The sequence below is a fragment of the Arthrobacter zhangbolii genome, assembly GCF_022869865.1.
Taxonomy (GTDB): domain Bacteria; phylum Actinomycetota; class Actinomycetes; order Actinomycetales; family Micrococcaceae; genus Arthrobacter_B; species Arthrobacter_B zhangbolii.
Map to the genome: position 1 here is coordinate 3,413,027 of NZ_CP094984.1, position 26,927 is coordinate 3,439,953.

Genomic DNA, 26,927 nt, shown 5'->3' on the forward strand with positions numbered 1-26,927 from the left:
CCGTGGCCGGAACCGTGGAGGTCCGTTAATGTGAACGGTCACATTTCGTTGTTGCAGTTACGCTACTCCCGAAAACGTGATGGGGGACACTAAAGTTGGTAACGGTTTGGTAACGCCCGTGCAGGTGGTCTTTAGGCAAAAGACGCCGGCGGCGCCGCAGTGGAACCGCGGCGCACCAGTTTCGGCGCCACATCACCGGTCTTTACCGGATCCCGGCCCTGCAGCTCGCCCAGCAGGACGGCAACGCAGCGCCGGCCCAGTTCGGGGAAGTCCTGCCGGACGGTGGTCAGCGGAGGAAGGAAGTGCGCTGCCTCGGGCACATCATCAAAACCAACCACGCTCACATCTTCGGGGACCCGCAGTCCGGCCTCAGCGAAGGCATGCACCAGACCCAGGGCAATGTGGTCATTCCCGGAGAACACCGCACTGAACTGCAGGCCATTGCGCAGTTCAGCGCCTACCCGGTACCCCGACTCCGCGGTCCACTCCCCTGCCGAAACAACTGCGGGCGCGAGGCCCCATGCCGTCATCTCCTCCAGGTACCCCTGGCGGCGGGCTTCGGTTTCCACCCATCCTTCCGGCCCGGGAACATGGACCACCTTCCGGTGCCCCAGTTCCAGCAGAGCGCGGGTGGCCAGCCGCGCCCCCGCGAGCTGGTCCACTGACATACGGTGGTCCTCGCTGTGCAGCGAATGCACGGTGACAAACGGAATCCGGATGGAGAGCTGTTCAATCACTTCCAGTGTCCTGGACTGCGGGGCAAGCAGCACCAGCCCTTCGACGGCATGGCTCATCAGCCGGTCCAGCGCTTTCTCAATGGAGGAACGGTCTGCGTTGTCGATGTGCACGGCGTCCACCACGTACCCGGCCTCATTCGCCGCATTCTGGACCGCCTGCAGGGTGGCCGTCGGCCCGTACTCCGCTCCGGATGCCACCAGTGCGCCGATAATGCGTGATTCCCTGGTGACCAGGGCACGCGCAGCACGGTTTGGCCGGAACTGGAGCTGCTCCATCGCCTCCAGCACCCGTTGCCGCGTCGAGTCCCGCAGGCTCGGGTGTCCGTTGATCACCCGTGAAACGGTCTGATAGGAGACTCCGGCAGCTGCTGCCACGTCCCGGATATTGGAGGCACGCCGAGGGGATAGGGAATCCGTCCTGCCCTCATTGGTCATAGTCAGAACCGTACTGCACCGGCGGCCCGGGCGGCATCCAACGCTGCAGGACCGCGTTCTCCGGCGCACCCCGGCACGCCGCCGGATCCACGGATCATCCGCTTGGAAACCGGGGCGCCCGTTCCGCCCCGGCGGAGCCCGCGGGCGCCCGCGCGGGAACTTCTGGACAGTGCCCGCAGCGCGGGTCTAACGTTGGACCTCGTGCTCACATTCTTCAATGCGTTCAAGCGCATTTTGGTCGGGCGTCCGTACGGGAACGAGCGCCTCGCGCACACCCTTCTTCCCAAACGGATTGCGCTTCCTGTTTTTGCCTCGGACGCTCTTTCATCGGCTGCCTATGCACCCGATGAAATTCTGCTGACCCTGGCCCTCGCCGGCGTCACCGCCGTAACGGTCTCACCGTGGGTGGGACTGGCGGTAATGGTGGTCCTGCTCACCGTGGTGGCCTCCTACCGGCAGAACGTGCACGCGTACCCGTCCGGCGGCGGCGACTACGAAATTGCAAGCGCCAATCTCGGAAAGTCCGCCGGCCTGACCGTCGCTTCCGCGCTACTGGTGGACTATGTGCTCACCGTGGCCGTGTCCATGTCCTCGGCGGCGGCCTATCTGGTTACCGCGGTTCCCGCCCTGCACGGCAACCAGGCAACCATTGCGGTGATCGGCGTTGCCCTGCTGGTACTGATCAACCTCCGCGGCATCCGGGAGGCAGGGTCCGTGTTCGCGCTGCCGGCCTACATCTTCATGGCCTCAGTGCTGGGCATGTGCGTCACGGGTGCCGTCCAGTTCTTCTCCGGAAACCTCGAACAGGCGCCCTCCGCGGCCCTTGACCTCGTGCCGGAGGCCGGACTCGACAGCGGCCTGGTGGGCCTGGCCGGTGCCTTCCTGCTGCTGCGCGCCTTCTCCTCCGGCGCGGCAGCGCTGACCGGGGTGGAGGCCATCAGCAACGGGGTCCCCACCTTCCGCAAACCCAAGAGCACCAATGCAGCCACAACACTGCTGCTGCTGGGCGTGATTGCCACGGCCATGCTGGCGGGAATCCTGGCCATGGCCAACCTCACCAAGGTTCATGTGGCACAGGACCCGGCCACACAGCTCACCCTCAACGGTGAACCGGTGGGCGAGGGGTATGTGCAGCACCCGGTGATCAGCCAGCTGGCGGAGACCATTTTCGGGGGCGGCAGCATCCCCTTCTACATTGTGGTGGCAGCCACCGGGCTGATCCTGGTGTTCGCCTCCAATACCGCTTTCAACGGTTTCCCGGTCCTCGGCTCCATCCTGGCCAGGGACGGCTATCTCCCCCGCCAGATGCGCACCCGCGGGGACCGCCTCGCGTTCAGCAACGGCATCATCTCCCTGGGACTGGGCGCCCTGGTGCTGATTGTCGCCTTCGACGCGGATGTGACCCGGCTGATCCAGCTCTACATTGTGGGAGTTTTCGTCTCCTTCACCGCCAGCCAGCTGGGCATGATCCGGCACTGGACGGGGAAACTGCGCACGGAACGGGACAAGGACGTTCGACGCCGGATGCAGCGTTCGCGGGCCATCAATGCCCTCGGTTTCGGGATGACGGCCCTGGTGCTGCTGATTGTCATCATCACCAAGTTCACCCACGGTGCGTGGATTGCCCTGCTCGCCATGGCGGTCCTCTACGCGATCATGTACAGCATCCGCGTCCACTATGACACCGTGGCCCGGGAACTCACGCTCCGGGAGGATGAGCACGGACTGGCCCTGCCGTCCCGGGTGAACGCCGTGATCCTGATTTCCCAGATCCACAAGCCGGCACTGCGGGCCATTGCCTATGCCCGCGCCTCGCGCCCGTCCAGCCTGAATGCCATCACCGTGGATATTGATCCGGAAGAGACCCGGCGGACCATGGCTGAATGGGACCGCCTGCAGATTCCCGTGCCGCTGACCGTGCTGTCCTCCCCCTACCGAGAGACCATCTCCCCCGTGCTGGCGTATCTGCGCGAGGCCCGCCGCAACGCGCCGCGGGAGCTGTTCGTGGTGTACATCCCTGAATATGTGGTGGGCCGCTGGTGGGAGCAGCTGTTGCACAACCAGACCGCCCTGCGGATCAAAGCGCGGCTGCACTTCGAACCCTCGATCATGGTCGCCAGTGTGCCGTGGCAGCTCGCCTCCAGCCATGACGCCCAAGGGGAGCCTGCCGGCGGTCCCGGCGCGGGCCCCGGAAACCGGGGTTAGCCGGGCCGGCCGGAGCTAGCCGGGCGCCGCGGTCAGCCGGGCGCCGCGGTCAGCCGGGGCTATTTGAGACCAGGGCTACTTTGGGGCCGTCCGTGGTTAGTCCAGGGCAGTTCCTGCGGGTCCGGCGGTATTCCGGCCCGCCAGCACGGAACGGTAGGCGTATTCCGTCAACCTGCCGTCCTGTACCGCCTGCTCCACGGCAGCGAAGGAACGCGGGCCTTCTTCTGCGTAGGGGAAGTGGATGAGCTCGGCAATGAGCTCCCATTCTTCCGTGACCGAATCGATCAGGTCCGCCGGCGTCTCCTCCTGGGAGGGGCCGCCGTTCAGGACCGTCCAGGCGCCCTCGGGCACCCGGAAGGCCTCGAGCCGTTCCAGGTCCGCTTCAAGCTCGGCCAGGGTCGCGTACTCGGTCTGGGCATCCGGCGGCACGGAGCCATCCGGGGTGGCAAGCTGCGCCACGAAGGTTGCCTCGGAGGACGGGTAGACGGAGGTGGGGACCGGTTCCCCTTCCTCCAGGTAGGCCGGCAGCTGCGAGGGCATCCAGTACCAGGCATCGCCCTGGTCCGGGCCGCCGGGCTGGTCCCGTTCGCTGATCCAGCCGCGGGCGGTCAGCAGCGCCTCTGCCTCGTCGCTGAAGTACACGGTTTCCCCGCGAAGCATGGCGTTGACTTCGTGCTCGGCCCGGCGGGCCTGCTTTTTCTTGCTGACGGCCTTCTTGCGGGGCTTGGATTTGGGCACGGCTGATCTCCTGGGGCTGTGGGGGGGGAAAGGCGGCTGGAACTGCGGAACCGGGGTTAGAACCCGCTTCCGCCTTCCACTGCCATATTCGAGAATCGGGAGTAATGGCCCTGGAAACCAACAACGATGGTTTTCGTGGGACCGTTACGGTGCTTGGCAACAATCACATCGGCCTCGCCGGCACGCGGGGATTCCTTGTCGTAGATATCCTCGCGGTGCAGCAGGATGACCATGTCGGCGTCCTGCTCAATGGAGCCGGATTCACGGAGGTCCGAGACCATCGGCTTTTTGTCAGTGCGCTGCTCGGATCCGCGGTTCAGCTGCGACAGCGCGATGACCGGGACTTCGAGCTCCTTCGCCAGCAGCTTCAGCGCACGGGAGAACTCGGAGACTTCCTGCTGGCGGGATTCCACGCGCTTGCCTGAGGACATCAGCTGCAGGTAGTCCAGCACCACGAGTTTGAGGTCATGGCGCTGCTTCAGGCGCCGGCACTTGGCGCGGATTTCCATCAGTGACATGTTGGGGCTGTCATCAATGAACAGGGGCGCGTCGTTCATGCGGCCCATGGTGGTGGCAATCTTTCCCCACTGCTCATCCTTGATGGTGCCCTTGCGCAGATCCTGCAGGCCAATGGTGGCCTCGGCAGACAACAGACGCATGGCAATCTCGTTCCGGCCCATTTCCAGCGAGAAGAACACCGTGGTCATGTTGTTCTTGATGGCCGCGGAACGGGCAAAGTCCAGCGCGAAGGTGGATTTACCAACGGCGGGGCGGGCCGCGATGACGATCATCTGGCCCGGGTGCAGGCCCTGGGTGAGCTCATCGAGTTCATAGAAGCCGGTGGGAACCCCGGTCATGCCCTCCCCGCGGTGCCCGGCGGACTCAATCTCGTCCACGGTGCCTTCGATGATGTCCTTCAGCGGGACATAGTCCTCAGCGGTGCGGCGTTCGGCCACTGCGTAGACTTCCGCCTGGGCAGCGTTGACGATGTCATCAACTTCCATGCCGTCATTGGAGTAGCCCAGCTGGACAATCTTGGTGCCCGCATCCACGAGCCTGCGCAGCACGGCACGTTCGCGCACAATCTCGGCGTAGAACCCGGCGTTGGCTGCGGTTGGAACCGACTGGATGAGCGTGTGCAGGTAGGCCGGTCCGCCAATGCGGCTGATTTCCCCGCGCTTGGTGAGCTCATCCGAGACAGTGACGGCGTCCGCCGGCTCACCGCGGCCGTAAAGGTCAATGATGGCCTCGTAGATGGCCTCGTGGGCCGGACGGTAGAAGTCGATGCCCCGGAGCACCTCGACACAGTCGGCGATGGCATCCTTGGACAGCATCATGCCGCCAAGCACCGACTGTTCGGCAACCAGGTCCTGGGGCGGTGTCCTCGCGAAATCCGGACTTGATGATGATGCCTTGGAGTCCGTATGCGTGAGCGACACTGTGACCCTTTCCGTTCCTGCGTAAGACGTTAGATCCCTGCCCTGCCGGAGCATTGGATTATCTCTATCAGCCGGCTCTGACATCCGTGGGGAGCCTGCTGAACTGATTGATCCGGATTCGGCGGGCATGCGTCTGATGAAGGGATTCACCGCAACGTTATGCCCACCCGCACCGGCTCGACAAACGAGTTATCCACAGCTCCTGTGGATAGTTTGTGCATAACGCGGCGTGTCTTGTGCACAGGCTGGGCATAAGGGTGTGGATAAATAATTAGTTTTGGCCCAAACATGGCTCTGACTAGGACAAATGCTTGTCCACACCTGTGTAAACAGACTATTTTTCCGGCGCGCCCGGTGAGCGGCCGCGTGTTGACAGCTCGGAAAAACAGGCATAAGGGGCTGCACTATCCACATTCGGTGCGCGGGATATCCACAAGACGGAGGTATTCAGCTGTGGACAACACACATCCGCTGCTGCCTGCCTCCGATCAGTGCTCTGTTGGGCCGGGTGAAAGCACCCGGCCGGTGCCGCCGGCACGCCGCCCTGACAATAAAAAACACCCCCCGGTCCAAGGACCGGGGGGTGTTTTATCCGTCTGCGTCAGACGCTAGCCGGCAACGACCTGAAGGTCGATGACAGCTGCGACGTCGTCGTGCAGGCGCACGTTGGCCTGGAAGGAACCAACCGACTTGATGTGAGTCGGCAGTTCAACCTTGCGCTTGTCGATGGCGCCGAGACCGGCAGCTTCGACAGCAGCAGCAACGTCGGCGGGCTTGACGGTACCGAAGAGGCGTCCGGACTCGCCGGCCTTGACGGTCAGCTTGACCGGCTTGGCGGAGAGAGCTGCAGCCTGCTTCTGAGCATCTTCCAGGGAAGCGTGCTCACGGGCAGCGCGGGCAGCCTTGATGGATTCAACCTGCTTCTCGCCACCCTTGGTCCAGGTCAGAGCGAAGCCGCGGGGCAGGAGGTAGTTACGTGCGTAACCGTCCTTAACCTCGATGACGTCGCCGGCAGCGCCGAGACCGGTTACTTCGTGGGTCAGAATGAGCTTTGCCATGAGTTAGGTTCCTTTCCTTTAGCCGCGGCCAGCGCCGGAGTACGGCAGGAGAGCAACTTCGCGGGCATTCTTGATTGCCTGGGCGATCTTGCGCTGTTCCTGCACGGAAACGCCAGTTACGCGACGAGCGCGGATCTTTCCGCGGTCGGAAATGAACTTGCGCAGCAATGCTACGTCCTTGTAGTCGATGACAGTGATGTCAGCGGCCTTCAAGGGATTGGACTTTGGTTTGGGCTTGCGAAGTTCAGCCTTAGCCATCGTGGAGCTCCTTATGTCTGGTGGAGCCCGTGGATACATTTCCACGGGATGGGCTCGACGGCGGTTGCCGTCTGAGGGTGGCGCCCAAGGGCGCCGGGTGAAGGGCCGCTGCCACCCGGAAGGGGAAGCCGCTCTTCGGGTGAAGAGGTTTAGAAGGGCGGATCGTTCGAATCCGGACCGTTGCCCCATCCGCCGGAGTTGCCGCCCGCAGGGGCGCCCCAGGGATCGTCAGCGGGTGCGGACTGCGTCTGCTGCTGCTGGCCGCCGCCCCAACCGGAGTTGGAGTTGCCGCCGAAGCCGCCACCGCCGCCGCTGTTGCCGCCGAATCCGCCGCCACCGCCGGAGCGCTGGGTGCGGGTGACCTTGGCAGAGGCATAACGCAGCGAGGGGCCGATTTCGTCGACCTCAAGCTCCATTACGGTGCGCTTTTCGCCTTCTTTGGTTTCGTACGAACGCGACTTCAGGCGGCCCTGGCAAACTACGCGGGTTCCCTTGGTGAGGGACTCGGCGACGTTTTCAGCAGCTTCACGCCAGACAGACGCGCGGAGGAACAGCGTTTCGCCGTCCTTCCACTCGTTGGACTGACGGTCGAAGGTCCGCGGGGTCGAAGCAATGGTGAAGTTCGCCACTGCCGAACCGGACGGAGTGAACCGCAGTTCCGGGTCGTTGGTTAGGTTACCGACGACGGTGATTGTTGTCTCGCCTGCCATGAAAGCCTCCTGATATCTGTACGGGTTGTCCGAAAATTACTCTGCGGAAACCTTTGCAGCGTCCTTTGCGGCCTTCTTGGCATCCTTCTTCGAGATCTTCTGCTCTTCCGGGCGGATGATCTTGGTGCGCATGATGGTCTCGTTCAGGCTCAGCTGGCGATCAAGCTCGGCTGCTGCTGCAGGCGTACCGGTGAAGTTAACCACCGCGTAGATGCCTTCAGACTTCTTCTGGATTTCGTAGGCCAGGCGACGACGGCCCCAGATGTCTACCTTGTCGATGGTTCCACCATCGTTGCGGACGACATTGAGGAACTTATCGAGCGAAGGCTCGACGGTACGCTCTTCGACCTCGGGGTCGATGATTACCATCAGTTCATAAGCACGCATTTGTGAACCCACCTCCTTTGGGCTGTACGGTCACGGTATTTCCGTAACAGGAGGTTCTTTTGCGTTGTCTCCCCATCGCATGCGGCTGATCCGCAGCGAGGGGGAATCTGCCGGCCGAAGCCGACAGCACAGACTTTCCTATCCTATCCGATTTCCGCAGGCGGAAATGACACGCCGGTGTCGGCCGGGCGGGACACTGCCCTACGAAGCTCCGGCAGCGAAGAACAGTTCCGCGACAGTTGCCAGCCGCAGGGGGTCCTGGACGCCGGCCATTTCGCGTGCCGAGTGCATGGACAGGACGGGCATTCCGACGTCGATGGTCCGGATGCCGAGCCGGGTGGCGGTGAGCGGGCCGATGGTGGATCCGCAGGGCACCGAGTTATGTGAGACGAACTCCTGGTAGGGCACACCGGCCGCTGCGCAGAGGCGTGCCCACTTCGCGGTTCCCGGGGCGTCCGTGGTGTAGCGCTGGTTGGCATTGATCTTCAGCAGCGGGCCGCCGTTGAGTACCGGGTGGTTGGCGGGGTCGTGCCGCTCGGCGTAGTTGGGGTGGACGGCGTGCCCGACGTCGGCGGAGATGCAGAAGGACGCGGCCAGGGCGCGGACCCGTTCCGCCGTGGTTGCGCCGAGTCCGTCGCCGATGCGCAGCAAAATGTCTTCCAGGAATGGTCCGGCGGCTCCGGACCGGCTGCCACTGCCTACCTCTTCATGGTCGAAGGCTGCCAGCACGGCAACGGGTGCTCCGGGCGCAACGTCCGCGGCGATCAGGGCGGCTACGCCGGCGTGGACCGAGGAGAGGTTGTCCAGCCTGCCGGAAGCGAAGAACTCACCCTCGGCGCCGAAGACCTGCGCCTCCTGGGTATCTGCGGCCACAATGTCATAGCCGCCGATCTCTTCCGCGGCCAGGCCGGCTTTGGCAGCCAGGAATTCCATCAGGTCCGCGGTGGACGGGTCCCCCTGTCCCCAGACGGGGTTCATGTGCTGCTGCTTGTCCAGTTTCAGGCCGTCATTGACGGCCCGGTCCAGGTGGATGGCCAGCTGCGGGAAACGCAGCAGCGGGCCGGTTTCCACCAGGTGTTCCGTGCCGTCGAGGGTCACTATGCGGCCGGCCAGCTGGAGCTCGCGGTCCAGCCAGGAGTTCAGCAACGGACCGCCGTAGACTTCGACGCCGGCCTGCAGCCAGCCGTCGCGGCCGGTGGTGGGGCGGGGCTTGAGCTTGAAGGTGGGCGAATCAGTGTGCGTACCGAAGATGGAGAACCCGGTGGTGGGACCGGCGTCCTCGGGAGCCACCCACGCAATGAACGCACCGTCGCGGACCACGAAGTATTTGCCGGCGGTCCGCGGGAAATCCTCCGTTTCAGCGACTTCGGAGAAACCTGCCCCGGCAAGGCGGCGGGCGCTTTCCCGGACGGCATGGAAGCTGGAGGGCGAGGCGCTGACAAACGCGCCGAGATCTTTTACGTGGGCCAATGCGTCAGACATGCTCCGATTCAATCAGAGGAGTCCGGACAGGCGTAACCGGCGTCCGGCTGTAGACACAAAAATCCCCGGCAGCGGTGCTGCCGGGGATTGTGGAGGAGATGTCCGGTGAAGACGCCGGCGGCCGTTCTTCCGCCGCCGCCCTCACCGAAGTCTTTGGCTAGACGTCGCGGCGCTTGGTGACGACCAGGGAGATGATGAGCAGCACCAGCGCCCAGGCTGCGAGCACCAGTCCGCCCTCGAGCTGGGTGAGTGCTCCGTCCGCGACGGTCCCGGCGGTTACCAGCTGGGTGCCGGCGTTGCTCGGCAGGAAGCGGGCTGCGTCGGGGATCCAGTCGGCGATGCCCTCGACAATGCTGACCACCAGGGGCAGCACGAAGATGATGCCGATGGCGGTCACCACTCCCCCTGCCGTGTTCCGCAGCAGCGTACCGATCGCCATGGAGAACACGGCAATCAGTGCCAGGCAGGTGCCGGTGTTCAGGATGCTGGCAAGGACACCCTGGTCATCCAGCGACAGGCTGAGGTCACCGCTGTTCAGGATCGGCTGGGCTACGAGATAGGAAATGAACGCGGCGCCGGCGCCGATGACGAAGGAGATGACGGCGATGACAAGGTTCTTGGCCAGCAGCGCAGGAATCCGCTTCGGGACGGCGCTGAAGGTGGAGCGGATCATGCCGGTGCCCCATTCCGAGGCAATCAGCACTACCGCCAGCGAAGCGATCAGCAGCTGGCCGAAGAACAGGCCGCTGGCCGGGATTTCCGGGATCAGATCCTGGTATATCTGCGGGTCGCCGAAGGTCATGGCCTCTTCGGGGGTGCTTGCTCCCTTGATCATGTCCAGCACAACCACCACCTGCCAGGCGGCGAGGGCTGCCAGTCCGACCATCACGACTACGGTGATGGCCAGCAGGATGACGGTGGAGGGGACCGTGTTGACCTTGATCCATTCGGACTTCAGGACGCGCATGAAGTTGACGCCGGTGCCGGCCGGAGCGGGGGTGCGGTGGTTTTTGGATGTTGTTGCGGTACTCACGCTGCTAGTTCCCCTTCCCGGAGGCGGTTCCCGCAGGAACAGGTTCCTGCACCAGGTCCTGGGACCGGTATTCGACGTCGTCTCGTGTCAGTTCCATGTAGGCGTCCTCCAGTGACACCTGCTGGGGTGTCAGTTCGTACACCAGGATCCGCCGTTCCAGCGCCGTTTCGGCGATACTGCGCGGATCCGCACCGGTGATTTCCAGCAGGCCGCCTTCCTTCTCGACGCCGGCAACGCCGGGCGCGTCCAGTGCCAGAAGGAGATCGCGCGGGTTGTCCGTGCGCACCAGCGTCCGGATCTTGTCCTGGCCGGCGATGATCTCAGTGATCGGGGCATCGGCAATGATCCTGCCGCGGCCGATGACGATCAGATGATCGGCTGTCTGTGCCATTTCGCTCATGAGGTGCGAGGAGAGGAACACGGTGCGGCCCTCCGAGGCCAGGCCCCGGGCCAGGTGGCGGACCCAGAGGACACCCTCGGGGTCCAGGCCGTTGACCGGTTCATCCAGGATGACGGTATGCGGATCGCCCAGCAGTGCCACGGCGATGCCGAGGCGCTGGCCCATGCCGAGGGAGAAACCGCCCACCCGCTTTTTCGCTACGGGACCAAGACCGGTCAGCTCAATAACCTCGTTGACCCGCTTGGCCGAAATACCGTGGGTGGCCGCCATCGCACGGAGGTGGTTGTAGGCACTGCGCTTGGTATGCACGGCCTTGGCGTCCAGCAGGGCCCCCACCTCGCGCAGCGGTGCCTTATGCCGGGCATACGGCTGGCCGTTGACCAGCACCTTGCCGGAGGTGGGCCGGTCCAGGCCGACAATCATCCGCATGGTGGTCGACTTACCTGCGCCGTTCGGGCCCAGGAAGCCGGTAACTTTACCCGGCTGGACAGTAAAGGAAACATTGTCGACGGCGGATTTGGCGCCATAGCGTTTCGAGAGGCCGTGTGCCTCGATCATGGTGATCCTCACGTAGGAACGGAAAGCAGGTTCTGGGGGCTGTCTCCAGACTAGGCCAGCACGGCGGGTCCCGGACCGTTCCAAGGGATGATTCAGGCTAAATCAGTAGTCCCCCTTAGGGATGACTCGGGGTTTCCCCTGAGTCATCGGGGGCATTGGCGGCCGCCCGCCGCGGCGATCGGGCGGGTCCCGCGTCCCGGCCGGGGCGTTGTGACTCGTATTCCACTTCTCCCCGGGTCAGTTCCATGTAGGCGTCCTCCAGGGATTCCTGCTGCGGGGTGAGTTCGGTGACCAGGATCCTGCGGGCGAGGGCGGTCTCGGCAATGGCCCGCGGCGGCAGGCCCAGGACGTCCAGCAGGCCCGGCGCGGTCCGGCGGACCTCCACGTCCGCGGAACCGAGTGCGGCCGCCAGGGCGTCGGCGTCGTCGGTGCGGACCAGTGTGCGTATCCGGCCGCCGCCGATCACCTCCTGAATGGGTGCGTCCGCCAGGATCCGGCCCCGCCCGATCACAATCAGGTGGTCAGCGGTCACTGCCATTTCGCTCATCAGGTGCGAGGAGATGAACACGGTGCGGCCCTCGGCGGCCAGGCCGCGGACCAGGTGCCGGACCCACAGCACGCCTTCCGGGTCCAGGCCGTTGACCGGTTCGTCGAAGATCAGGGTCTGGGGATCCCCCAGCAGCGCCACTGCGATGCCCAGCCGCTGCCCCATGCCCATGGAGAAGCTTCCTACGCGCCTGCGTGCCACCGGCCCCAGGCCGGCGATGTCGATAACCTCGTTGATCCGCCGGTTCGATATGCCGTGGGTGGCCGCCATGGCCCGCAAATGGTTGTACGCCGTGCGTTTGGGGTGCACCGCCCGGGCTTCCAGCAGTGCGCCGACTTCATGCAGGGGTGCCTTGTGGCTGGCGTAGGGACGGCCGTTGACGGTCACCGCGCCGGCGGTGGGGTGGTCCAGCCCCACGATCATGCGCATGGTGGTGGACTTCCCGGCACCGTTGGGGCCGAGGAATCCGGTGACCTTCCCCGGCTGGACCGTGAACGTGACGCCGTCGACGGCGGTCTTCTCACCGAACCGCTTCGCGAGATCTGCTGCCTCAATCATGGTGTCCTTTCACAGCTACCGGGAGCTGACCGAGGCGAATTTGCGCACGGACAGGGGAACGAAAACAACCAGCAGCACCAGTGATCCAATCACCACGGTAGGGATGGCGTGCTGCATCGGCCAGGTGTCCGGGACGGGAGCGGTGCCCAGATTGCCAAACAGTTCACGGGCCGCCTGTACCAGCGCGGACACCGGGTTCCAATCAGCAAAGATCCGCAGGGGTGTCGGCAGGGTGGAACTCTGCACAAAGGCATTCGAAATGAACGTGATGGGAAACAGGATGATGAAGGACGCGTTGTTGATGGTCTCCGGCGACCGCACGCTCATGCCCAGCAGGGCCATCACCCAGCTGAAGGCGTAGGAGAAGAGCAGCAGCAGGCCTACGGCCGCCAGGAAGGACGCGAAGTTTGTGTTGACCCGCCAGCCCACGAGCAGCCCGGTGCCCATCATGATGAGCATGGAAATTCCGTTCAGCGCCAGGTCGGAGTTAGTCCGTCCGATCAGCACGGCTGAGGGGCTCATGGGCAGGGTCCGGAAGCGGTCAATGATGCCTTCCTTCAAGTCCTGGGCCATGGCCGCCCCGGAAAACGTGGAACCAAAAACCACGGTCTGGGCAAAAATCCCGGCCATCAGGTACTGGGTGTAGTCCGTGCCCGCCACACTGATGGATCCGCCGTAGACCTGGCTGAACAGCAGCACAAACATGATCGGCTGCAGCACGGCAAAGACGATCATGTCCGGGGAGCGCTTGATCTTGATCAGGTTGCGCTTGGTGACGGTCCAGCCGTCGTCGACCCAGTTAAGCGCCGACGACGGTCCGCGGCCCGTCGCCGCCGGAAGACCGGTGGCGGTGGCGCTCATCGGTGCGCCCCTTCTCCGGCTTTCGCCGTTTTCCCGGTGCCGGCTCCTGCTTCGGCGGCCTCCGGGGCAGGTTCCTCCTCGGCCGGGCGGCCGGTGAGCTGGAGGAACACGTCGTCCAGGGTGGGCCGGCGGATACCGGCGTCGTGCAGGCCGATGTGCTGTTCCTGCAAATCGGCGAGGACCTGCTGCAGGGACGCCGGTCCGTTCTGGACGGCGACCTCCAGGGTCCTGCCGTCATCGGAAGTGTGCGGGGATCCCGCGCCGTGCAGGGTGAGGATGGCCCGCGCGGCACCGGCATCGTTGCCGTCAATCAGGGCCACGGCAACGCTGTGCCCGCCGATGCGCGATTTCAGCTGGTCCGAGGTGCCTTCGGCGATCACCACCCCGTGGTCGATCACCGCTACCGTGTCAGCGAGCTGGTCGGCTTCCTCCAGGTACTGGGTGGTGAGCAGCAGGGTGGTGCCGCCCGCAACCAGGTCCTTGATGACCTGCCACAGGGCCAGCCGGCTTCGCGGATCCAGTCCGGTGGTGGGTTCATCGAGGAACAGCACCCGGGGACTGTTCACCAGCGCTCCGGCCAGGTCCAGGCGCCGGCGCATGCCGCCGGAGTAGCCCTTGACGGGACGGTTGCCCGCGTCCGTCAGCTCGAACATATCGATCAGTTCCGCTGCGCGGGTACGTGCCTGTTTCGGCGTCAGGTGGTAGAGCCGGCCAACCATCCGCAGGTTCTCCTGGCCGGTGAGGTTCTCATCAACGGCAGCGTACTGCCCGGAGACACCGATGATCCGGCGGACAGCCTTCGGATCTGCCAGCACGTCAATGCCGTCAATCCGGAGGGTACCGGCGTCGGGTTTGATCAGGGTGGTGAGGACCTTCACCGCCGTGGTTTTACCGGCACCGTTGGGACCGAGCAGCGCCATCACGGTGCCTTCGGGAACCGCAATGTCCAGGCCGTCCAGGGCATGTACGGGACCGCTCTTGGACTGGTAGACCTTGGTGACCCCGTTCGCCTGGATCAGCGGAGCCCGGTCTGCGGAGGAAGGAGGCTGCAGAGAAGGGGACATGCGTCGAGAGTAGGACCGGAGGGTGCCCCGGCGCCGCCCCTTTGAGGACAATTCCGGTCCGCGGTGCTCAGGTTGTTTCGGAGACCGGCTTCCGTTCAGCAGCCGCCGGGGCAAAAACGATGGAGACGAGCATGGCCACACCCACCACCAGCAGCGCGTTCCGCACGCCCCAGAGTTCCCCCAGGAAGCCCAGCACGGGCGGGCCGAGGAAGAACGCGGTGTAGCCGATGGTGGACACCACGGAGATGCGCGCCGGTGCGTGCGCGGGGTCCTCGCCTGCTGCGGACATGCCCATCGGGAAGCCCAGTGCCGCGCCAATCCCCCACAGCACGGCACCGGTTCCTGCCATCCAGAGGTTCGGTGCCAGCACAAAAAGCAGCAGGCCGGCCAGGGAAGCGCTCATGCAGATCCGCAGTGCCCGGACACGGCCCATGCGGTCAATCAGTTTGGCGCCGAACCAGCGGGTGAGGGTCATGGCGGCCACGAAGACGGCAAACATCACGGCACCGACGGACTCGGTGGTTCCCAGTCCGTCCACGGTGGCCTTGGCCACCCAGTCATTTGCCGCACCCTCGGTCAGGGCGGCGCCCAGCACTACGACGCCGATCAGCAGGGTCCGGCCCTCACGCCAGGCTCCAAACCGGGAGACCGGGCCCGGTGCAGCGCCGCCGGGTGCTCCCTCAGGCTGGTGCGGCAGCTGCAGGAAGTTTCGGGGGACAATCAGCACGATCACACAGACCACCGTCAGGATGGCCAGCAGGTGCAGGGACAGGGACACTCCGGCGAAGGAGAGCAGCGCGCCGATCATCGCCCCGGTAAACGAACCGGCACTGAAGGCACCGTGGAAACGCGGCATGATGTTGCGTCCGAGCCGGCGTTCAACGTCGGCGCCTTCGAGGTTCATGGCCACGTCCCACCCGGCGATGCCGACACCGAACACCAGCAGCCCGGCGCCGGTGAGCGGGATGGAGCCCAGGTAGAGTCCGGCGGCGATCGCCAGGGAGGCCGCCGACGTCGTAATGCCGCCGGCGCGCACGGTGCCTGCGGTGCCGATCCGCTGCGCCACGGAACCGGCCAGCGGCAGCGCCGCCACCGATCCGATGGCCGAGAACAGCAGCAGCAGGCCGACGCCGGCCGCGCCGATGCCCAGATCCTGTGCCGCGGCCGGAATCCGGGCCGCCCAGCTGGCGAAGACCAGCCCGTTCAGCCCGAAACAGACGAAGACCGCGATCAGTGCTTTATTCAGGGATGATTCGTTGACTTCACGCACGGCAGTATTCTCCACTATCGAATTCCCTACTATCGAACCCGGTCAACCCGTTTTTCGTCCCACACCGGCGTCTCGGATTCATAGACCCTGCCGTCGGAACCGAAGACCAGGAAACGGTCAAAGCTGCGGGCAAACCAGCGGTCGTGGGTGACGGCCAGGACAGTGCCTTCGAAGGCGTCAATCGCTTTTTCCAGCGCTTCGGCGGAGTGCAGGTCCAGGTTGTCGGTGGGCTCGTCCAGCAGCAGCAGGGTGGCGCCGGAGAGTTCCAGCAGGAGGATCTGCAGCCGGGCCTGCTGGCCGCCGGACAGGGATTCATATTTTTGTTCCGAGGACGCGGCCAGGCCGTATCGGTCCAGTGCACCGGCAGCGGCTTCGCGGCCCAGCCCGGAACGGTGCTCGTCGCCGCGGTGCAGGATGTCCAGCAGGGTGCGCTCGGCCAGGTCGGGGCGCATCATGGTCTGGGCAAAGAACCCGGGCCGGATGCGGGCACCGAGTTTCACCGTGCCTTCGTGCGGAACCGGGGCGATCTCCACCTCGGACACGGGTTCGTGTTCCCGGTCCGGGTCGGTGCCGCCCAGGGCGAGCAGGCGCAGGAAGTGGGACTTGCCGGACCCGTTGGAGCCCAGCACCCCCACCCGGTCGCCGAACCAGATTTCGGTGCTGAACGGCTTCATCAGCCCGGTCAGCTCCAGCTTCTCCGCCACCACGGCGCGCTTGGCGGTCCGGCCGCCGCGCAGCCGCATCTTGACGTTCTGTTCAATCGGCAGGGCTTCGGGCGGCCCGGCTTCGAGGAATTTCGCCAGGCGGGTCTGTGCCGCCTGGTACCGGTTGGCCATATCGGAACGGAACGCGGCTTTGTTCTTGTACATGTTGACGAGTTCCTTGAGCTTGAGGTGCTCCTCGTCCCAGCGCCGCCGCAGCTCCTCGAACCGGGCATTGCGGTCCTCGCGGGCCGTCACGTAGCTGCCGAATCCGCCGCCGTGGATCCAGGCCGAGGCGCCGTTGATGCCCGGCTCCAGGGTCACGATCCGGGTGGCGGCGTTGTCCAGCAGTTCCCGGTCGTGGCTCACGAACAGCACTGATTTCCGGGACTCCGCGAGCTTGGCCTCGAGCCAGCGTTTGCCGGGTACGTCCAGGTAGTTGTCCGGTTCATCGAGCAGCAGCAGCTCGTCGGGGCCCGCGAAGAGGGCTTCCAGGACCAGGCGTTTCTGCTCGCCACCGGAAAGGGAGGCGGCCTTGCGGTACTGGGCGCGGTCGAAGGGCAGGCCCAGTGCGGCCATGGTTACCTCGTCCCAGACGGTCTCCTGCTCATAGCCGCCTGCGTCGCCCCAGTCGCTAATGGCGGTGGCGTAGCGCATCTGGGTGGGCTCGTCGTCGTGCTCCATCATGGCTGTTTCGGCGGCGTCGACCTCCCGTGCCGCGGCTGCCAGGGCCGGCGGGGCGGCGGAAACGAGCAGGTCCCTCACCGTGCTGTCGTCGCGGACCTGGCCGACGAACTGGCGCATGATGCCCATGTTGCCGGACCGGGAGACGGTCCCCTCATCCGGGGCGAGGTCGCCGGAGATAATCCGCAGCAGGGTGGTCTTGCCGGTGCCGTTGGGTCCGATGAGGGCGGTCTTGTGGCCGTCCCCCACCTTGAAGCTGACACCGTTGAGCAGCTGCCTGCCGTCGGAGAGGAAGTAGTCAATGTTGGATACGTCGAGATGCGCCACGTCTCCATACTCGCATCTCCGCCTGCCCGGCCCGGGCGCACCGGCCGCCGTTCAGGGCCATGCCTGCGGGGCATACGATAAAACCATGATTTTTATTACCGTCAAATTCCTTGTTAAGCCCGAATGGACCGAACGCTGGCCGGAGCTGACCGCCGATTTCACCGCCGCAACCCGGCAGGAGCCGGGCAACCTGTGGTTCGACTGGTCCCGCAGCCTGGAGAACCCGAACGAATTCGTGCTGGTGGAAGCGTTCAAGGACGACGCCGCGGAAGCCCACGTGGGCAGCGCCCACTTCCAGCAGGCCATGAAAGACATGGTCCCGGCGCTGGTGGAAACGCCGAAGATCATCAACACGGTCATCGACGGCGAAGAGTGGTCCCGGATGGGTGAACTCACCGTCGAATAGGACTACTTTCGATCCGGTTCGTAGCCGGCACGGCGGAGCATTTTGCGCAGGTCAACCACGGTCTGCTCGCTGATGTCCTTGCCGTGCGGGACGGACAGGTAGTCGGTCTGTCCGGCCAGGGTCACCTCGTACTTGCCGTTGTGTTCCCGGGTAGTGTCCGCCACGGTCTCCAGCAGGGAGACCACGTCCTTCCACTCGATGTTGCCGCTTGAGGGATGCCGCAGGATCCTGTCCAGCGTGTCCCGGTGGTGATTGTTCAGATGCTCGGTCATGGGGAACCTCCTAGCTATTAGTTCCCCATGACCGGCACCTGAGCGCAAGGCATACGCCGTCCTACTCGAAAATAAGCTCCAGCTTGTCGCCGTCGATCTTCGCTTCGGCGAACTCGGTGAAGGTGTCGCTCTCCTCGAACGGTTCCCATTTGCCGTTTCCGCCGCGGTTGACCTCGCAGTTCAGCGTGATCTTCATGTCCGTGGCGAGGAAGCCGAAGGTCTCATCCAGGGCGGTGGTTCCGGCTACCGGATCGATGCTCGGGCCGGAGGCCAGGGACCACTTGATGTTGCGGTACCGCTCCGGGTATTGCATGTCGGGGACATTGTTCAGGCAGCCCGGGTTCACCAGCTTGGTCGATGCCAGGCAGCTGTCCAGCCAGGCCGTCATCTCCGTCTTCAGGGCCTCGTCGGCGTCGTCGCTGAGCTTAGGCCAGTAGCTGATGATCTGCTGCGGGGAATCCAGTTCCACCTCCACGGTTTCGTTCTCCCCGTAGTTGATGAACTTGCTTCCCGCGATGGGCTCAATCCTGTAGTCACCCGGAAGCACGGCAAGATCGACTGTCTGCAGTCCGCCGTCATCCTTGAACTCCGGCAGTGCCACGGTCACGCCGTTGACGGTCATTTCCTGGGGCCGGTAGGAATTCTCCGGAATATCCAGGGTCACTGACCAGTCCATCAGGTCATCCTCGATCTTCCACTTCGGGAAGAGGAGGTTCTGCCGGCCGTCCTTCACCACGCGGATGGTGTGCTCGGCGGTGGATCCGGCCCGCGTGACATCCGCGGTGACAACTCCGCCGTTGGCGCCGTCGAACCCGGTGATCCTGTATTCGGAGATGCGGTTCTCGGCCGCCTGGTACACCTCGTTGTTGATCAGGACCGTGTCCAGCCCGTCACCCGCGGGCAGCAGTTCAACGGCCTTTTCGGCATTCCCGTCCTTCAGCGCGCCGAGGTATTCCTCCACCACGCCTTCCGCACCGTACACGTTCTTCGCCAGATAGGAATATGTGGCAATTCCGGCGGCGAGCAGCAGCACCAGCACGCCGCCAAGGATGGCGAGCAGGGTGAGCTTCTTCTTTTTCTTCGGATCCATCGGCGGGCGCGGTGCGGTGCTTCCCGGCGGGTTCCAGTCTCCCCCGTTGGATCCGGGCGGCGGCGGGGCCGGCGACTGCGGCGGGCCCGGCGGCGGCGACTGCGGGTAGGCGGCCGTTCCCGTGCCGTGTCCTGTCGGCGTTCCCTGGCCTCCCGGCTGCGCTCCCTGCCCTGCAGGCGCGGCTCCGCCGAAATTCTCGTTGCTCAATGTAGTTGTCCCCCCCATTAGTGTTCCCCCGGTTTATCTCTCCGGCGCGTAGACCGGAAAGACAAACCTACAATTATTTGGCGAGCTGCGTCACACCGCTCCCGCGGAGGGAGACAGATCCGGGACCGGCATGCCGAAAACGTCCTTCAACGCCAGGTGGGCCGCGTGCAGACCGCCCATGCCGTGGACCCCGGGGCCGGGCGGGGTGGAGGCGGAGCTGAGGTACACGCCGGGCAGGGCCGTGCGCCAGGGAGACGGGGAAAGCACCGGGCGCCTCAGCATCTGGGTCAGCGTCACGGCGCCGCCGCCGAAATCCCCACCCACATAGTTTTCGTTGTAGCGGGCCAGATCCGCCGCCGTCGTCACCGATGAATCCACCACGACGTCGCGGAAGCCGGGCGCGAAGCGTTCAATCTGGGCGGTCACGGCCTCGGTCATATCCACGGTGGACCCGGCGGGGACATGGCAGTAGGACCAGAGGATATGGCGTCCGGCAGGGGCGCGGGTGGGATCAAAACCGCTGGGCTGGGACGCGAGCACATAGGGCCGGCGCGGGTGCCGCCCGGCCGCGACATCGGCCTCGGCAGACGCCAGCTCGGCACGGGTACCGCCCAGGTGCAGTGTTCCGGTCCCTGCGAGTTCCGGGTTGGACCAGGGCACCGGGGCGGAGAGGATGAAGTCGACTTTGCAGGCGGCGTTGCCGTACCGGAACTGCTCCAGCGCCCGGGCGTAGCGGGCCGGCAGCCGGTCACCGCCCAGTTCCAGCAGCACCGAGGGAGAAACGTCCAGGATGACTGCCTGCGAGCCGGCCACTTCGTCCAGGGAGGAGACCCTGTGGCCGGTGACAATACGCCCGCCGTGCGCCCGGATATCCTCGGCCAGCGCGTCGGCAATGGCTTGCGAGCCTCCCACGGGAATGGGCCAGCCGACCGAGTGGGCCAGCGTGCCCAGCATCAGTCCGCCGCCGGCCGAGGGCAGCGAGGGCATCCGCCCCACCGGATGCGCCGCAACACCGGAGAGCAGTGCCGGAGCGGCGTCCTCCACGAACCGGCGGTTCCACAGCGGCGTGCCCTGGTCCAGGACGGCCAGGCCGAACCGGGCCATTGCGATGGGGTCCCGCGGGATGTTCAGCAGCGATCCCATCAGCAGTTCCGTGACTGCCTCGCTGCGTTCCACCAGGGGTTCCAGCAGCCGGCGGTAGGCTTCCCCGTCCCGTCCCAGTCCGTCCACCGTCCGGTCCAGGTCCTTGTAGGCCAGTGCTGCGCGGCCGCCGTCCAGCGGTGAGGCGTAGGAAACCTCCGGCACCACCAGATCGATCCGCTGCCCGAGCCCGAAGCTGCGGAAAAACGGGGAGGCGAGCGCCATCGGGTGCACCGCCGAGCAGATGTCATGCAGGTGGCCCGGTTCCATCAGCTCTTTGGTCCGGCTGCCGCCGCCCACCGTTTCGCCGGCCTCGAAAACCTCGACCGACAGCCCGGCACGTGCCAGAACCACCGCTGCGGCCAGTCCGTTGGGACCGGCTCCGACCACGCTGACGTCGCTCATTGAGGTGCCTGTCCGCCCTTCCGTCCGGTGATCGCGGCTGCACGCGCCTTGGCCGACGCCGGCAGCGCACGCAGTTTCTGCGGTGCTTCCCGGCGGAGCCTGAGCGCCGCTGCTACCAGAGCGTACCGGCGCGGGTGCAGCGGAATGTCATAAGTGGTGGGAATGGTGACCACGGTCTTGGAGAAATTCCGTTTGAACGTGGTGACGTTGATCAGCCCGGGATAGTTCTCGCTGACAATGCCGGTGAGCCCGCAGGCCGTGTTGCCGGCTTCCTTGAGCACTTTGAAGGCTTCCCACAGCAGCAGATACGGGGCGTTGGTCTTACGGGCACTGTGCGAGCTGGCGGCGAAATAGTAGACCGAATAGCCGCGGTACTCGGTGGTGATCAGCCAGGACACGGGCCGGTTGTCCACGTAGGCCACCATCAGCCGCAGGTACTGGCCGAGCTCGGTCAGCAGTGTCTCGTAGAAGGTCGACTCGAAGCTGGAGAATCCGTCGCGGGCGGCGGTTTCCTGCATGATCGGGAACAGTTCCGTGCGGAAGACCTCTGCCCAGCGCTCCGGCTCGATGGTCCGCACTTCGACGCCGAGCTTCTCCGCCTTGCGGATCAGGTTGCGGGCGTTGGAACGGAAGGAGGCGAAGATGGCGTCCGTGTCCGGGGTCAGGTCCACCACGATTTCCCGTTCATACCAGCCGTGTTCCAGCGGTCCCGTGACCGGCGGCTGGGGGTGGGCCACCTGCATCCGGACGTAGAGCGGATCCACCGCCGGGTCGGCACGGAACTGTTCCTGCACCGTGGCCACCAGGCGGGCTTCGGCGTTGTGCGTGCGGGTGGTGAACCAGGTCGGTCCGTTGACCACCACCAGGGAGGGACGCAGCCGGCGGTCCGAGCGCAGGTAGCTGGCAACGGCCACCAGGGTGCCGCCGTCGTAATACGCCCAGATGCCGTAGGGAGTGCGGCCGAGTTTCCGCTCAAAATCCGCCCAGTAGGGGGTCTGCTCCAGCGGGATCACCACATCGGGATGCGCGGCGGCAAGGGCCTCGAATTCCTCGTGGGAAAGCTGCTCGGAACGGTATGGAACGGGGGTCACTGTGCTTCTTTCGACGGGGCCGCGTGCGCTTCCAAGGGTACCTGAACGGTCTTGGCGCGCCTGAGGACCCAGCGATCGGGGGCGCCGTTGAACGGGCCTCCCTGCGGATCGTCCACACCGTTGCGCCGCACCGGATCTCCGGCGGGATTGAGGATGTCCGACACCACTGCACCCATGAGATAAACCGTGGCCAGCACGTGGCCCAGGACGGCCAGCACGTAGTAGGGGGAATCGATGTTGTTCTGCGCCGCACCGCCGGAGGTTTCCCGGGCCAGGTACATCCAGATGGCCCACCAGTGCATCACTTCGAAGAACTGCCAGATGAGGAAGTCCCGCCAGCGTGGCCGCGCCAGCGCCACCAGGGGCAGGAGCCACAGGACAAACTGCGGCGAATAGACCTTGTTGGTGAGGATGAACGCGGCCACGATCAAAAAGGCCAGCTGCGCCAGGCGCGGTCGCCGTTCAGCGCTCAGTGCCAGCACGGCTATGCCGGCGCAGGCCAGCGCGAACAGCAGGTAGGCCCACACATTGATGAAGGCGGCGTCCACCGTGGCTCCGCCGTAGCGTTCCACGGTCAGGTTCCAGCCAAACCAAATGGAGGAATAGCCGGCCGGCCGGTCGGAAGTGAAGCTGAGGAAGTACCGCCAGGACTCGTAGTCCCGCAGCAGGAAGGGCAGGTTGACGGCCAGCCAGGCAGCGCCGGCGGCGGCAAAGGTGAGGACGGCCGGCCGCAGGCGCAGGGTCCGCAGCGCCAGGACCAGCACTGCGCCGAGGATCAGCACGGGGTAAAGCTTCAAGGCGGTCCCCAGCCCAATCAGGATTCCTGCTGCCACCGGTTTGTTCCGGGCGAACGCCAGCATGCCCGCGGCGGCCAGCAGTACTGCCCAGATGTCCCAGTTGATAAAGACCGCAAGGACGGCTGTTGGCGCCAGGGCCACCATGGCCGCGTCCCAGGGCCGGCGGCCGGACATCCGCATGGTCAGCACAACTGCGGCAATCCAGGCACCGGTGGCCAGCAGCGCATTAACGTCGAAATACTGAAGCGAGCGCAGCGCGGTGGCGCCGTCCTCCTGCCCCGGAATCAGCAGTGCGGTGGCACCCGCGAGCAGCCCCAGCAGAACCGGGTATTCAAAGAAGGCACCCTCCGTGAGGAAGGGGAAGACCCCCTCCCCCAGGCCGCGCGTGCGGAACAGTTCGGGCCAGTCGGAATAGCAGGCCTGGTAGAAGTGGTCGGGGGTGCTCCAGCCCCCGGCGCGGCAGGGCATTTTGACCAGTACGGCGAGCAGGGCGGAGAGGGTGGTGAACAGAATCAGCACGCGCTCCACCGTAAAAAACCCCGGGGTGACGATGCCCGGCGCCGTGAAGCGTCCCAGCGGCCCGCCGATGACCTCGCTGAATTTGCGCAGGAACGGGTCATTTCGGCTGGGCGCCACTATCCGCATGGGGCGGCGCCGGGGGCTCGGATCCATGTCTCCCAGTATCCAGCAACCCCCGGCCTCCGGTCAGCACCGGCATCTGCACTGCCGCGGCGGTCGGGGCGGTCGGCTTTTCCGGAAACTACTGCGGTGCCAGGCTGCCGCCCTGGACAAGGGTGTAGGTGCCACCGTCAAGGTAGGCATTCTCCGCGGCAGAGGGATCGTAGGTCAGTGTGTGGCCGTTGCCGGTGATATTGCTGATTTCCCTGCCGGCAATCAGGGCTCCTTCCACTGTGGTGGCGGTGGAGTCCGCCTGCAGGAGCACCGGGGGCGTGCCCGTGGCAGGGGCGGGGTGTCGTTCGCGTTTCCAGTGTAGGCTTGCGGCCGCCCCTGTACTCCCCCTGGGGCCCATATGCGATTGAGTTCGGCATCGGGCCAAAGATGTGAGTGCCAGCACGTAGACTATGGGGGTTGTCTGCGCCGGGCGCGCAGCGTTCAACATTTCTTCAAAGGAGAACCGTGTCCGAGAACCCCATCCGGGTGGCAATTGTCGGTGTTGGAAACTGTGCAGCTTCGCTGGTGCAGGGTGTCCAGTACTACCGAAACGCCGACCCCAACGAGATTGTCCCTGGCCTGATGCACGTGAAGTTCGGCGACTACCACGTCAATGACGTGCAGTTCGTGGCGGCTTTCGACGTCGACAGCAAGAAGGTCGGCCTGGATCTGGCCGATGCCATTGGCGCCAGCGAGAACAACACCATCAAGATTGCCGACGTTCCGGAAACCGGCATCACGGTGCAGCGCGGACACACCCTTGACGGGCTGGGGAAGTACTACCGGGAGACCATTGTCGAGTCCGACGCCGCTCCGGTGGACATTGTCGCCGCGCTGAAGGACAACGCCGTTGACGTAATGGTCTGCTACCTTCCGGTCGGATCGGAACAGGCTGCCAAGTTCTACGCCCAGTGCGCCATTGACGCCGGCGTGGCCTTCGTCAACGCCTTGCCCGTCTTCATTGCCGGTACCAAGGAATGGGCGGACAAGTTCACCGCTGCAGGTGTTCCCATTGTCGGTGACGACATCAAGAGCCAGATCGGCGCCACCATCACGCACCGCGTGATGGCCAAGCTGTTCGAGGATCGCGGCGTCGTGCTGGACCGCACCTACCAGCTCAACGTCGGCGGCAACATGGACTTCAAGAACATGCTGGAACGCGAGCGGCTGGAATCGAAGAAGATCTCCAAGACCCAGGCGGTCACCTCCAATACCTCCGCGGACCTCAAGGCGGATGACGTGCACATCGGCCCGTCGGACTACGTCGCCTGGCTGGATGACCGCAAGTGGGCCTTCGTGCGCCTCGAAGGCCGCAACTTCGGCGACGCCCCGGTCTCGCTGGAATACAAACTCGAAGTCTGGGATTCCCCCAACTCCGCCGGTGTCATCATTGATGCCGTCCGTGCCGCGAAGATCGCCCTGGACCGCGGTGTGGGCGGACCCATCCTCTCGGCGTCGAGCTACTTCATGAAGTCCCCGCCCGAGCAGTACAACGACGATATTGCCAAGGAAAAGGTGGAGCAGTTCATCCGCGGCGAGGTCGAACGCTAAGTCGAACGCTAAACGCGCTTTCGCAGAACGCCCCCGGGTGCCGGCCTTGCCGGTCCGGGGGCGTTGCTGTGTCCGCGGCGATGCGGTTCAGATGAGGCCCGAGGGTGTGCCGTCCGCGGCAACCTTCATGTTCAGGGCCGCCGGTGCCTTCGGGAGTCCGGGCATGGTCATGACCGCCCCGGTCAGTGCCACGACAAAACCGGCGCCGGTTTTGATGGACAGGTCCCGGACATGGATGGTGAAACCGGACGGTGCGCCGAGGGCCGTTGCGTCGTCGGAGAACGAGTACTGCGTCTTGGCCATGCACACCGGAAGGTGCTCCAGGCCGCGGGCGGCAATCTCATCCAGCCGGCGCCGGGCCGGCAGCGCAAATTCGACGTCCGCCGCACCGTAAATGTCCCGGGCAACTGTGCGGATCTTCTCCGCTACGGGCAGCTCGTCCGGATACAGGAACCGGAAGTCGACGGGCCGGCCGAGGGCTTCCAGTACCGTTGCGGCCAGCTCATCCCCGCCCGGCCCGCCGCCGCCGTTCGCCCAGACGTCAGCAACCGCGGCACCCACTCCTTCGGTGGCGCACCATTCTCGCAGCCAGTGCAGTTCCGCCTCAGTATCGGTGGCGAAGCGGTTCACTGCGACCACCGGATTAATGCCGAACCGGCGGATGTTTTCCAGATGCCGCCGCAGGTTGGCCGTGCCGGCCTCCAGCGCGGGCAGGTTCTCCTCCGCCAGTTGTTCCCGCGGCAGTCCTCCGTGCATTTTCAGTGCGCGTACGGTGGCAACCACCACCACCGCATCCGGGGCGACGTCGGCCACCCGGGATTTGATATCCAAATACTTCTCCGCCCCCAGGTCCGCTCCAAAGCCCGCTTCGGTCACCACAATGTCGGCGAGCCTGCGGGCGGTGCGGGTGGCTATGACGGAGTTGCAGCCGTGCGCGATATTGGCGAAGGGTCCGCCATGGACCAGCGCGGGCGTCCCGGCCAGGGTCTGTACAAGGTTTGGTTTCAGGGCGTCACGCAGCAGCAGCGTCATGGCTCCCTCGGCGCCCAGGTCCGCCACCGTCACCGGCCGGCGGTCATAGGTATAACCCACGGTGATCCGCGCCAGGCGTTCGGTGAGGTCGGTGAGGTCACGGGCCAGGCAGAAGACGGCCATCACCTCCGAGGCAACCGTGATGTCGAAGCCGTCCTGCCGCGGCACTCCCTGCGCGGGGCCGCCCAGGCCAATGACGATCTCCCGCAGGGCGCGGTCATTCATGTCCAGGACGCGTTTGATGGTGATCCGCCGCGGGTCCAGCCCCAGGGGATTGCCCTGGAAAATCGAGTTGTCCACCAGGGCGGCCAGCGCATTGTTGGCCGAGGTGATGGCATGGAAGTCGCCGGTGAAGTGCAGGTTGATGTCCTCCATGGGCACCACCTGGGAGTACCCGCCGCCGGTGGCTCCGCCCTTCATGCCGAGGACCGGGCCCATGGACGGTTCCCGCAGGGCGATAAAGACGTTTTTGCCGGCGCGCTGCAGGGCGTCGGCCAGGCCGACAGTGACGGTGGATTTCCCTTCCCCGGCCGGGGTGGGGCTCATCGCCGTCACCAGCACCACCCGCCCCGGAACCCGGTTCCCCGGCAGCAGCGCCGGGTCCACCTTGGCCTTGTAACGGCCGAAGAGCTCCAACGCGTCCTCGGGAATGCCGGCCGCTGCGGCCACCTCGGCAACGGGCAGGAGCCGGGCCGACCGGGAAATTTCCAGGTCCGATGGAACATTGGTGCGCATATGCCGCGTTTCCTTCCGCTGCGCCGGCAACGGATCGCGTTGGCGGCGGGTCATTGGATGGAAGCCAAGCTATCAGC

At 65.2% G+C, this 26,927-nt stretch carries 25 protein-coding genes; 3 read left to right on the plus strand and 22 right to left on the minus strand.

Annotated elements, in window-relative coordinates:
* Positions 1-131: 131 nt before the first annotated feature.
* Positions 132-1,172, minus strand: a complete 1,041-nt coding sequence (locus tag MUK71_RS15970) for a LacI family DNA-binding transcriptional regulator (RefSeq protein ID WP_227928159.1) — start codon at positions 1,170-1,172, stop codon at positions 132-134.
* 201 nt (positions 1,173-1,373) lie between these two features.
* On the opposite strand from MUK71_RS15970, the gene MUK71_RS15975 reads away from it, so the two are divergent.
* Complete coding sequence (locus MUK71_RS15975; protein WP_227903079.1) at positions 1,374-3,377, plus strand: APC family permease; 2,004 nt, start codon at positions 1,374-1,376, stop codon at positions 3,375-3,377.
* Positions 3,378-3,473: 96 nt separating this feature from the next.
* On the opposite strand, the gene MUK71_RS15980 is transcribed toward MUK71_RS15975, so the two are convergent.
* From MUK71_RS15980 to MUK71_RS16045, 14 genes are all read right to left on the minus strand, one after another.
* Positions 3,474-4,115 (minus strand): cell division protein CrgA, encoded by a 642-nt coding sequence (locus tag MUK71_RS15980; protein WP_227928158.1) that lies wholly within the window; start codon positions 4,113-4,115, stop codon positions 3,474-3,476.
* Between the two features lie 56 nt (positions 4,116-4,171).
* Positions 4,172-5,554, minus strand: coding sequence for a replicative DNA helicase (dnaB, locus tag MUK71_RS15985; RefSeq protein WP_227903081.1), 1,383 nt, complete (start codon positions 5,552-5,554; stop codon positions 4,172-4,174).
* 608 nt (positions 5,555-6,162) lie between these two features.
* Positions 6,163-6,612, minus strand: a complete 450-nt coding sequence (gene rplI, locus MUK71_RS15990) for a 50S ribosomal protein L9 (protein WP_227903082.1) — start codon at positions 6,610-6,612, stop codon at positions 6,163-6,165.
* 18 nt (positions 6,613-6,630) lie between these two features.
* Positions 6,631-6,870, minus strand: a complete 240-nt coding sequence (rpsR, locus tag MUK71_RS15995) for a 30S ribosomal protein S18 (RefSeq protein WP_007269381.1) — start codon at positions 6,868-6,870, stop codon at positions 6,631-6,633.
* Between the two features lie 149 nt (positions 6,871-7,019).
* Positions 7,020-7,580, minus strand: a complete 561-nt coding sequence (locus MUK71_RS16000) for a single-stranded DNA-binding protein (RefSeq protein WP_227903083.1) — start codon at positions 7,578-7,580, stop codon at positions 7,020-7,022.
* A gap of 36 nt (positions 7,581-7,616) precedes the next feature.
* Positions 7,617-7,967: a 30S ribosomal protein S6 gene (rpsF, locus tag MUK71_RS16005; protein ID WP_227903084.1), complete on the minus strand. Its 351-nt coding sequence runs from the start codon at positions 7,965-7,967 to the stop codon at positions 7,617-7,619.
* 201 nt (positions 7,968-8,168) lie between these two features.
* Complete coding sequence (locus MUK71_RS16010; protein WP_227928157.1) at positions 8,169-9,449, minus strand: M18 family aminopeptidase; 1,281 nt, start codon at positions 9,447-9,449, stop codon at positions 8,169-8,171.
* A gap of 157 nt (positions 9,450-9,606) precedes the next feature.
* Positions 9,607-10,482 (minus strand): ABC-2 transporter permease, encoded by an 876-nt coding sequence (locus MUK71_RS16015; protein WP_227903086.1) that lies wholly within the window; start codon positions 10,480-10,482, stop codon positions 9,607-9,609.
* 4 nt (positions 10,483-10,486) lie between these two features.
* Positions 10,487-11,440, minus strand: a complete 954-nt coding sequence (locus tag MUK71_RS16020) for an ABC transporter ATP-binding protein (protein WP_227903087.1) — start codon at positions 11,438-11,440, stop codon at positions 10,487-10,489.
* Between the two features lie 115 nt (positions 11,441-11,555).
* Positions 11,556-12,545, minus strand: a complete 990-nt coding sequence (locus MUK71_RS16025; RefSeq protein WP_227928156.1) for an ABC transporter ATP-binding protein — start codon at positions 12,543-12,545, stop codon at positions 11,556-11,558.
* A 15-nt stretch (positions 12,546-12,560) separates the two neighbouring features.
* Positions 12,561-13,406: an ABC transporter permease gene (locus MUK71_RS16030; RefSeq protein WP_227903089.1), complete on the minus strand. Its 846-nt coding sequence runs from the start codon at positions 13,404-13,406 to the stop codon at positions 12,561-12,563.
* Positions 13,403-14,470, minus strand: a complete 1,068-nt coding sequence (locus MUK71_RS16035) for an ATP-binding cassette domain-containing protein (protein WP_227928155.1) — start codon at positions 14,468-14,470, stop codon at positions 13,403-13,405. The genes MUK71_RS16030 and MUK71_RS16035 overlap by 4 nt, the downstream gene beginning before the upstream one ends.
* Positions 14,471-14,537: 67 nt before the next feature.
* A complete protein-coding gene (locus MUK71_RS16040) occupies positions 14,538-15,755 on the minus strand; it encodes an MFS transporter (protein ID WP_227928154.1) in 1,218 nt (405 codons plus the stop codon).
* Positions 15,756-15,769: 14 nt separating this feature from the next.
* Positions 15,770-17,452 carry an ABC-F family ATP-binding cassette domain-containing protein gene (locus MUK71_RS16045; protein WP_227928153.1) on the minus strand — a complete coding sequence of 561 codons (1,683 nt, stop codon included), beginning with the start codon at positions 17,450-17,452 and terminating at the stop codon, positions 15,770-15,772.
* A gap of 85 nt (positions 17,453-17,537) precedes the next feature.
* On the opposite strand from MUK71_RS16045, the gene MUK71_RS16050 reads away from it, so the two are divergent.
* A complete protein-coding gene (locus tag MUK71_RS16050) occupies positions 17,538-17,858 on the plus strand; it encodes a putative quinol monooxygenase (RefSeq protein WP_227903093.1) in 321 nt (106 codons plus the stop codon).
* A 2-nt stretch (positions 17,859-17,860) separates the two neighbouring features.
* Here MUK71_RS16050 and MUK71_RS16055 read toward each other — a convergent pair whose 3' ends face one another.
* From MUK71_RS16055 to MUK71_RS16080, 6 genes are all read right to left on the minus strand, one after another.
* Positions 17,861-18,130 (minus strand): hypothetical protein, encoded by a 270-nt coding sequence (locus MUK71_RS16055; protein WP_227903094.1) that lies wholly within the window; start codon positions 18,128-18,130, stop codon positions 17,861-17,863.
* Positions 18,131-18,191: 61 nt separating this feature from the next.
* Positions 18,192-19,427: a hypothetical protein gene (locus MUK71_RS16060; RefSeq protein ID WP_227928150.1), complete on the minus strand. Its 1,236-nt coding sequence runs from the start codon at positions 19,425-19,427 to the stop codon at positions 18,192-18,194.
* A gap of 90 nt (positions 19,428-19,517) precedes the next feature.
* The gene (locus tag MUK71_RS16065) at positions 19,518-20,972 is read right to left on the minus strand and encodes a phytoene desaturase family protein (protein WP_227928149.1); all 1,455 of its coding nucleotides are present in this window, start codon (positions 20,970-20,972) and stop codon (positions 19,518-19,520) included.
* The gene (locus tag MUK71_RS16070; RefSeq protein ID WP_227928147.1) at positions 20,969-22,063 is read right to left on the minus strand and encodes a lipid II:glycine glycyltransferase FemX; all 1,095 of its coding nucleotides are present in this window, start codon (positions 22,061-22,063) and stop codon (positions 20,969-20,971) included. The genes MUK71_RS16065 and MUK71_RS16070 overlap by 4 nt, the downstream gene beginning before the upstream one ends.
* A complete protein-coding gene (locus MUK71_RS16075; protein ID WP_227928145.1) occupies positions 22,060-23,532 on the minus strand; it encodes a glycosyltransferase family 87 protein in 1,473 nt (490 codons plus the stop codon). The genes MUK71_RS16070 and MUK71_RS16075 overlap by 4 nt, the downstream gene beginning before the upstream one ends.
* Before the next feature lie 88 nt (positions 23,533-23,620).
* Positions 23,621-23,803: a hypothetical protein gene (locus tag MUK71_RS16080; protein ID WP_227928143.1), complete on the minus strand. Its 183-nt coding sequence runs from the start codon at positions 23,801-23,803 to the stop codon at positions 23,621-23,623.
* A 194-nt stretch (positions 23,804-23,997) separates the two neighbouring features.
* On the opposite strand from MUK71_RS16080, the gene MUK71_RS16085 reads away from it, so the two are divergent.
* A complete protein-coding gene (locus MUK71_RS16085; protein WP_227903100.1) occupies positions 23,998-25,083 on the plus strand; it encodes an inositol-3-phosphate synthase in 1,086 nt (361 codons plus the stop codon).
* 87 nt (positions 25,084-25,170) lie between these two features.
* Here the strand turns inward: MUK71_RS16085 and MUK71_RS16090 are convergent, their stop codons facing one another.
* Positions 25,171-26,850: a formate--tetrahydrofolate ligase gene (locus MUK71_RS16090; RefSeq protein WP_227928141.1), complete on the minus strand. Its 1,680-nt coding sequence runs from the start codon at positions 26,848-26,850 to the stop codon at positions 25,171-25,173.
* Positions 26,851-26,927 lie beyond the last annotated feature (77 nt).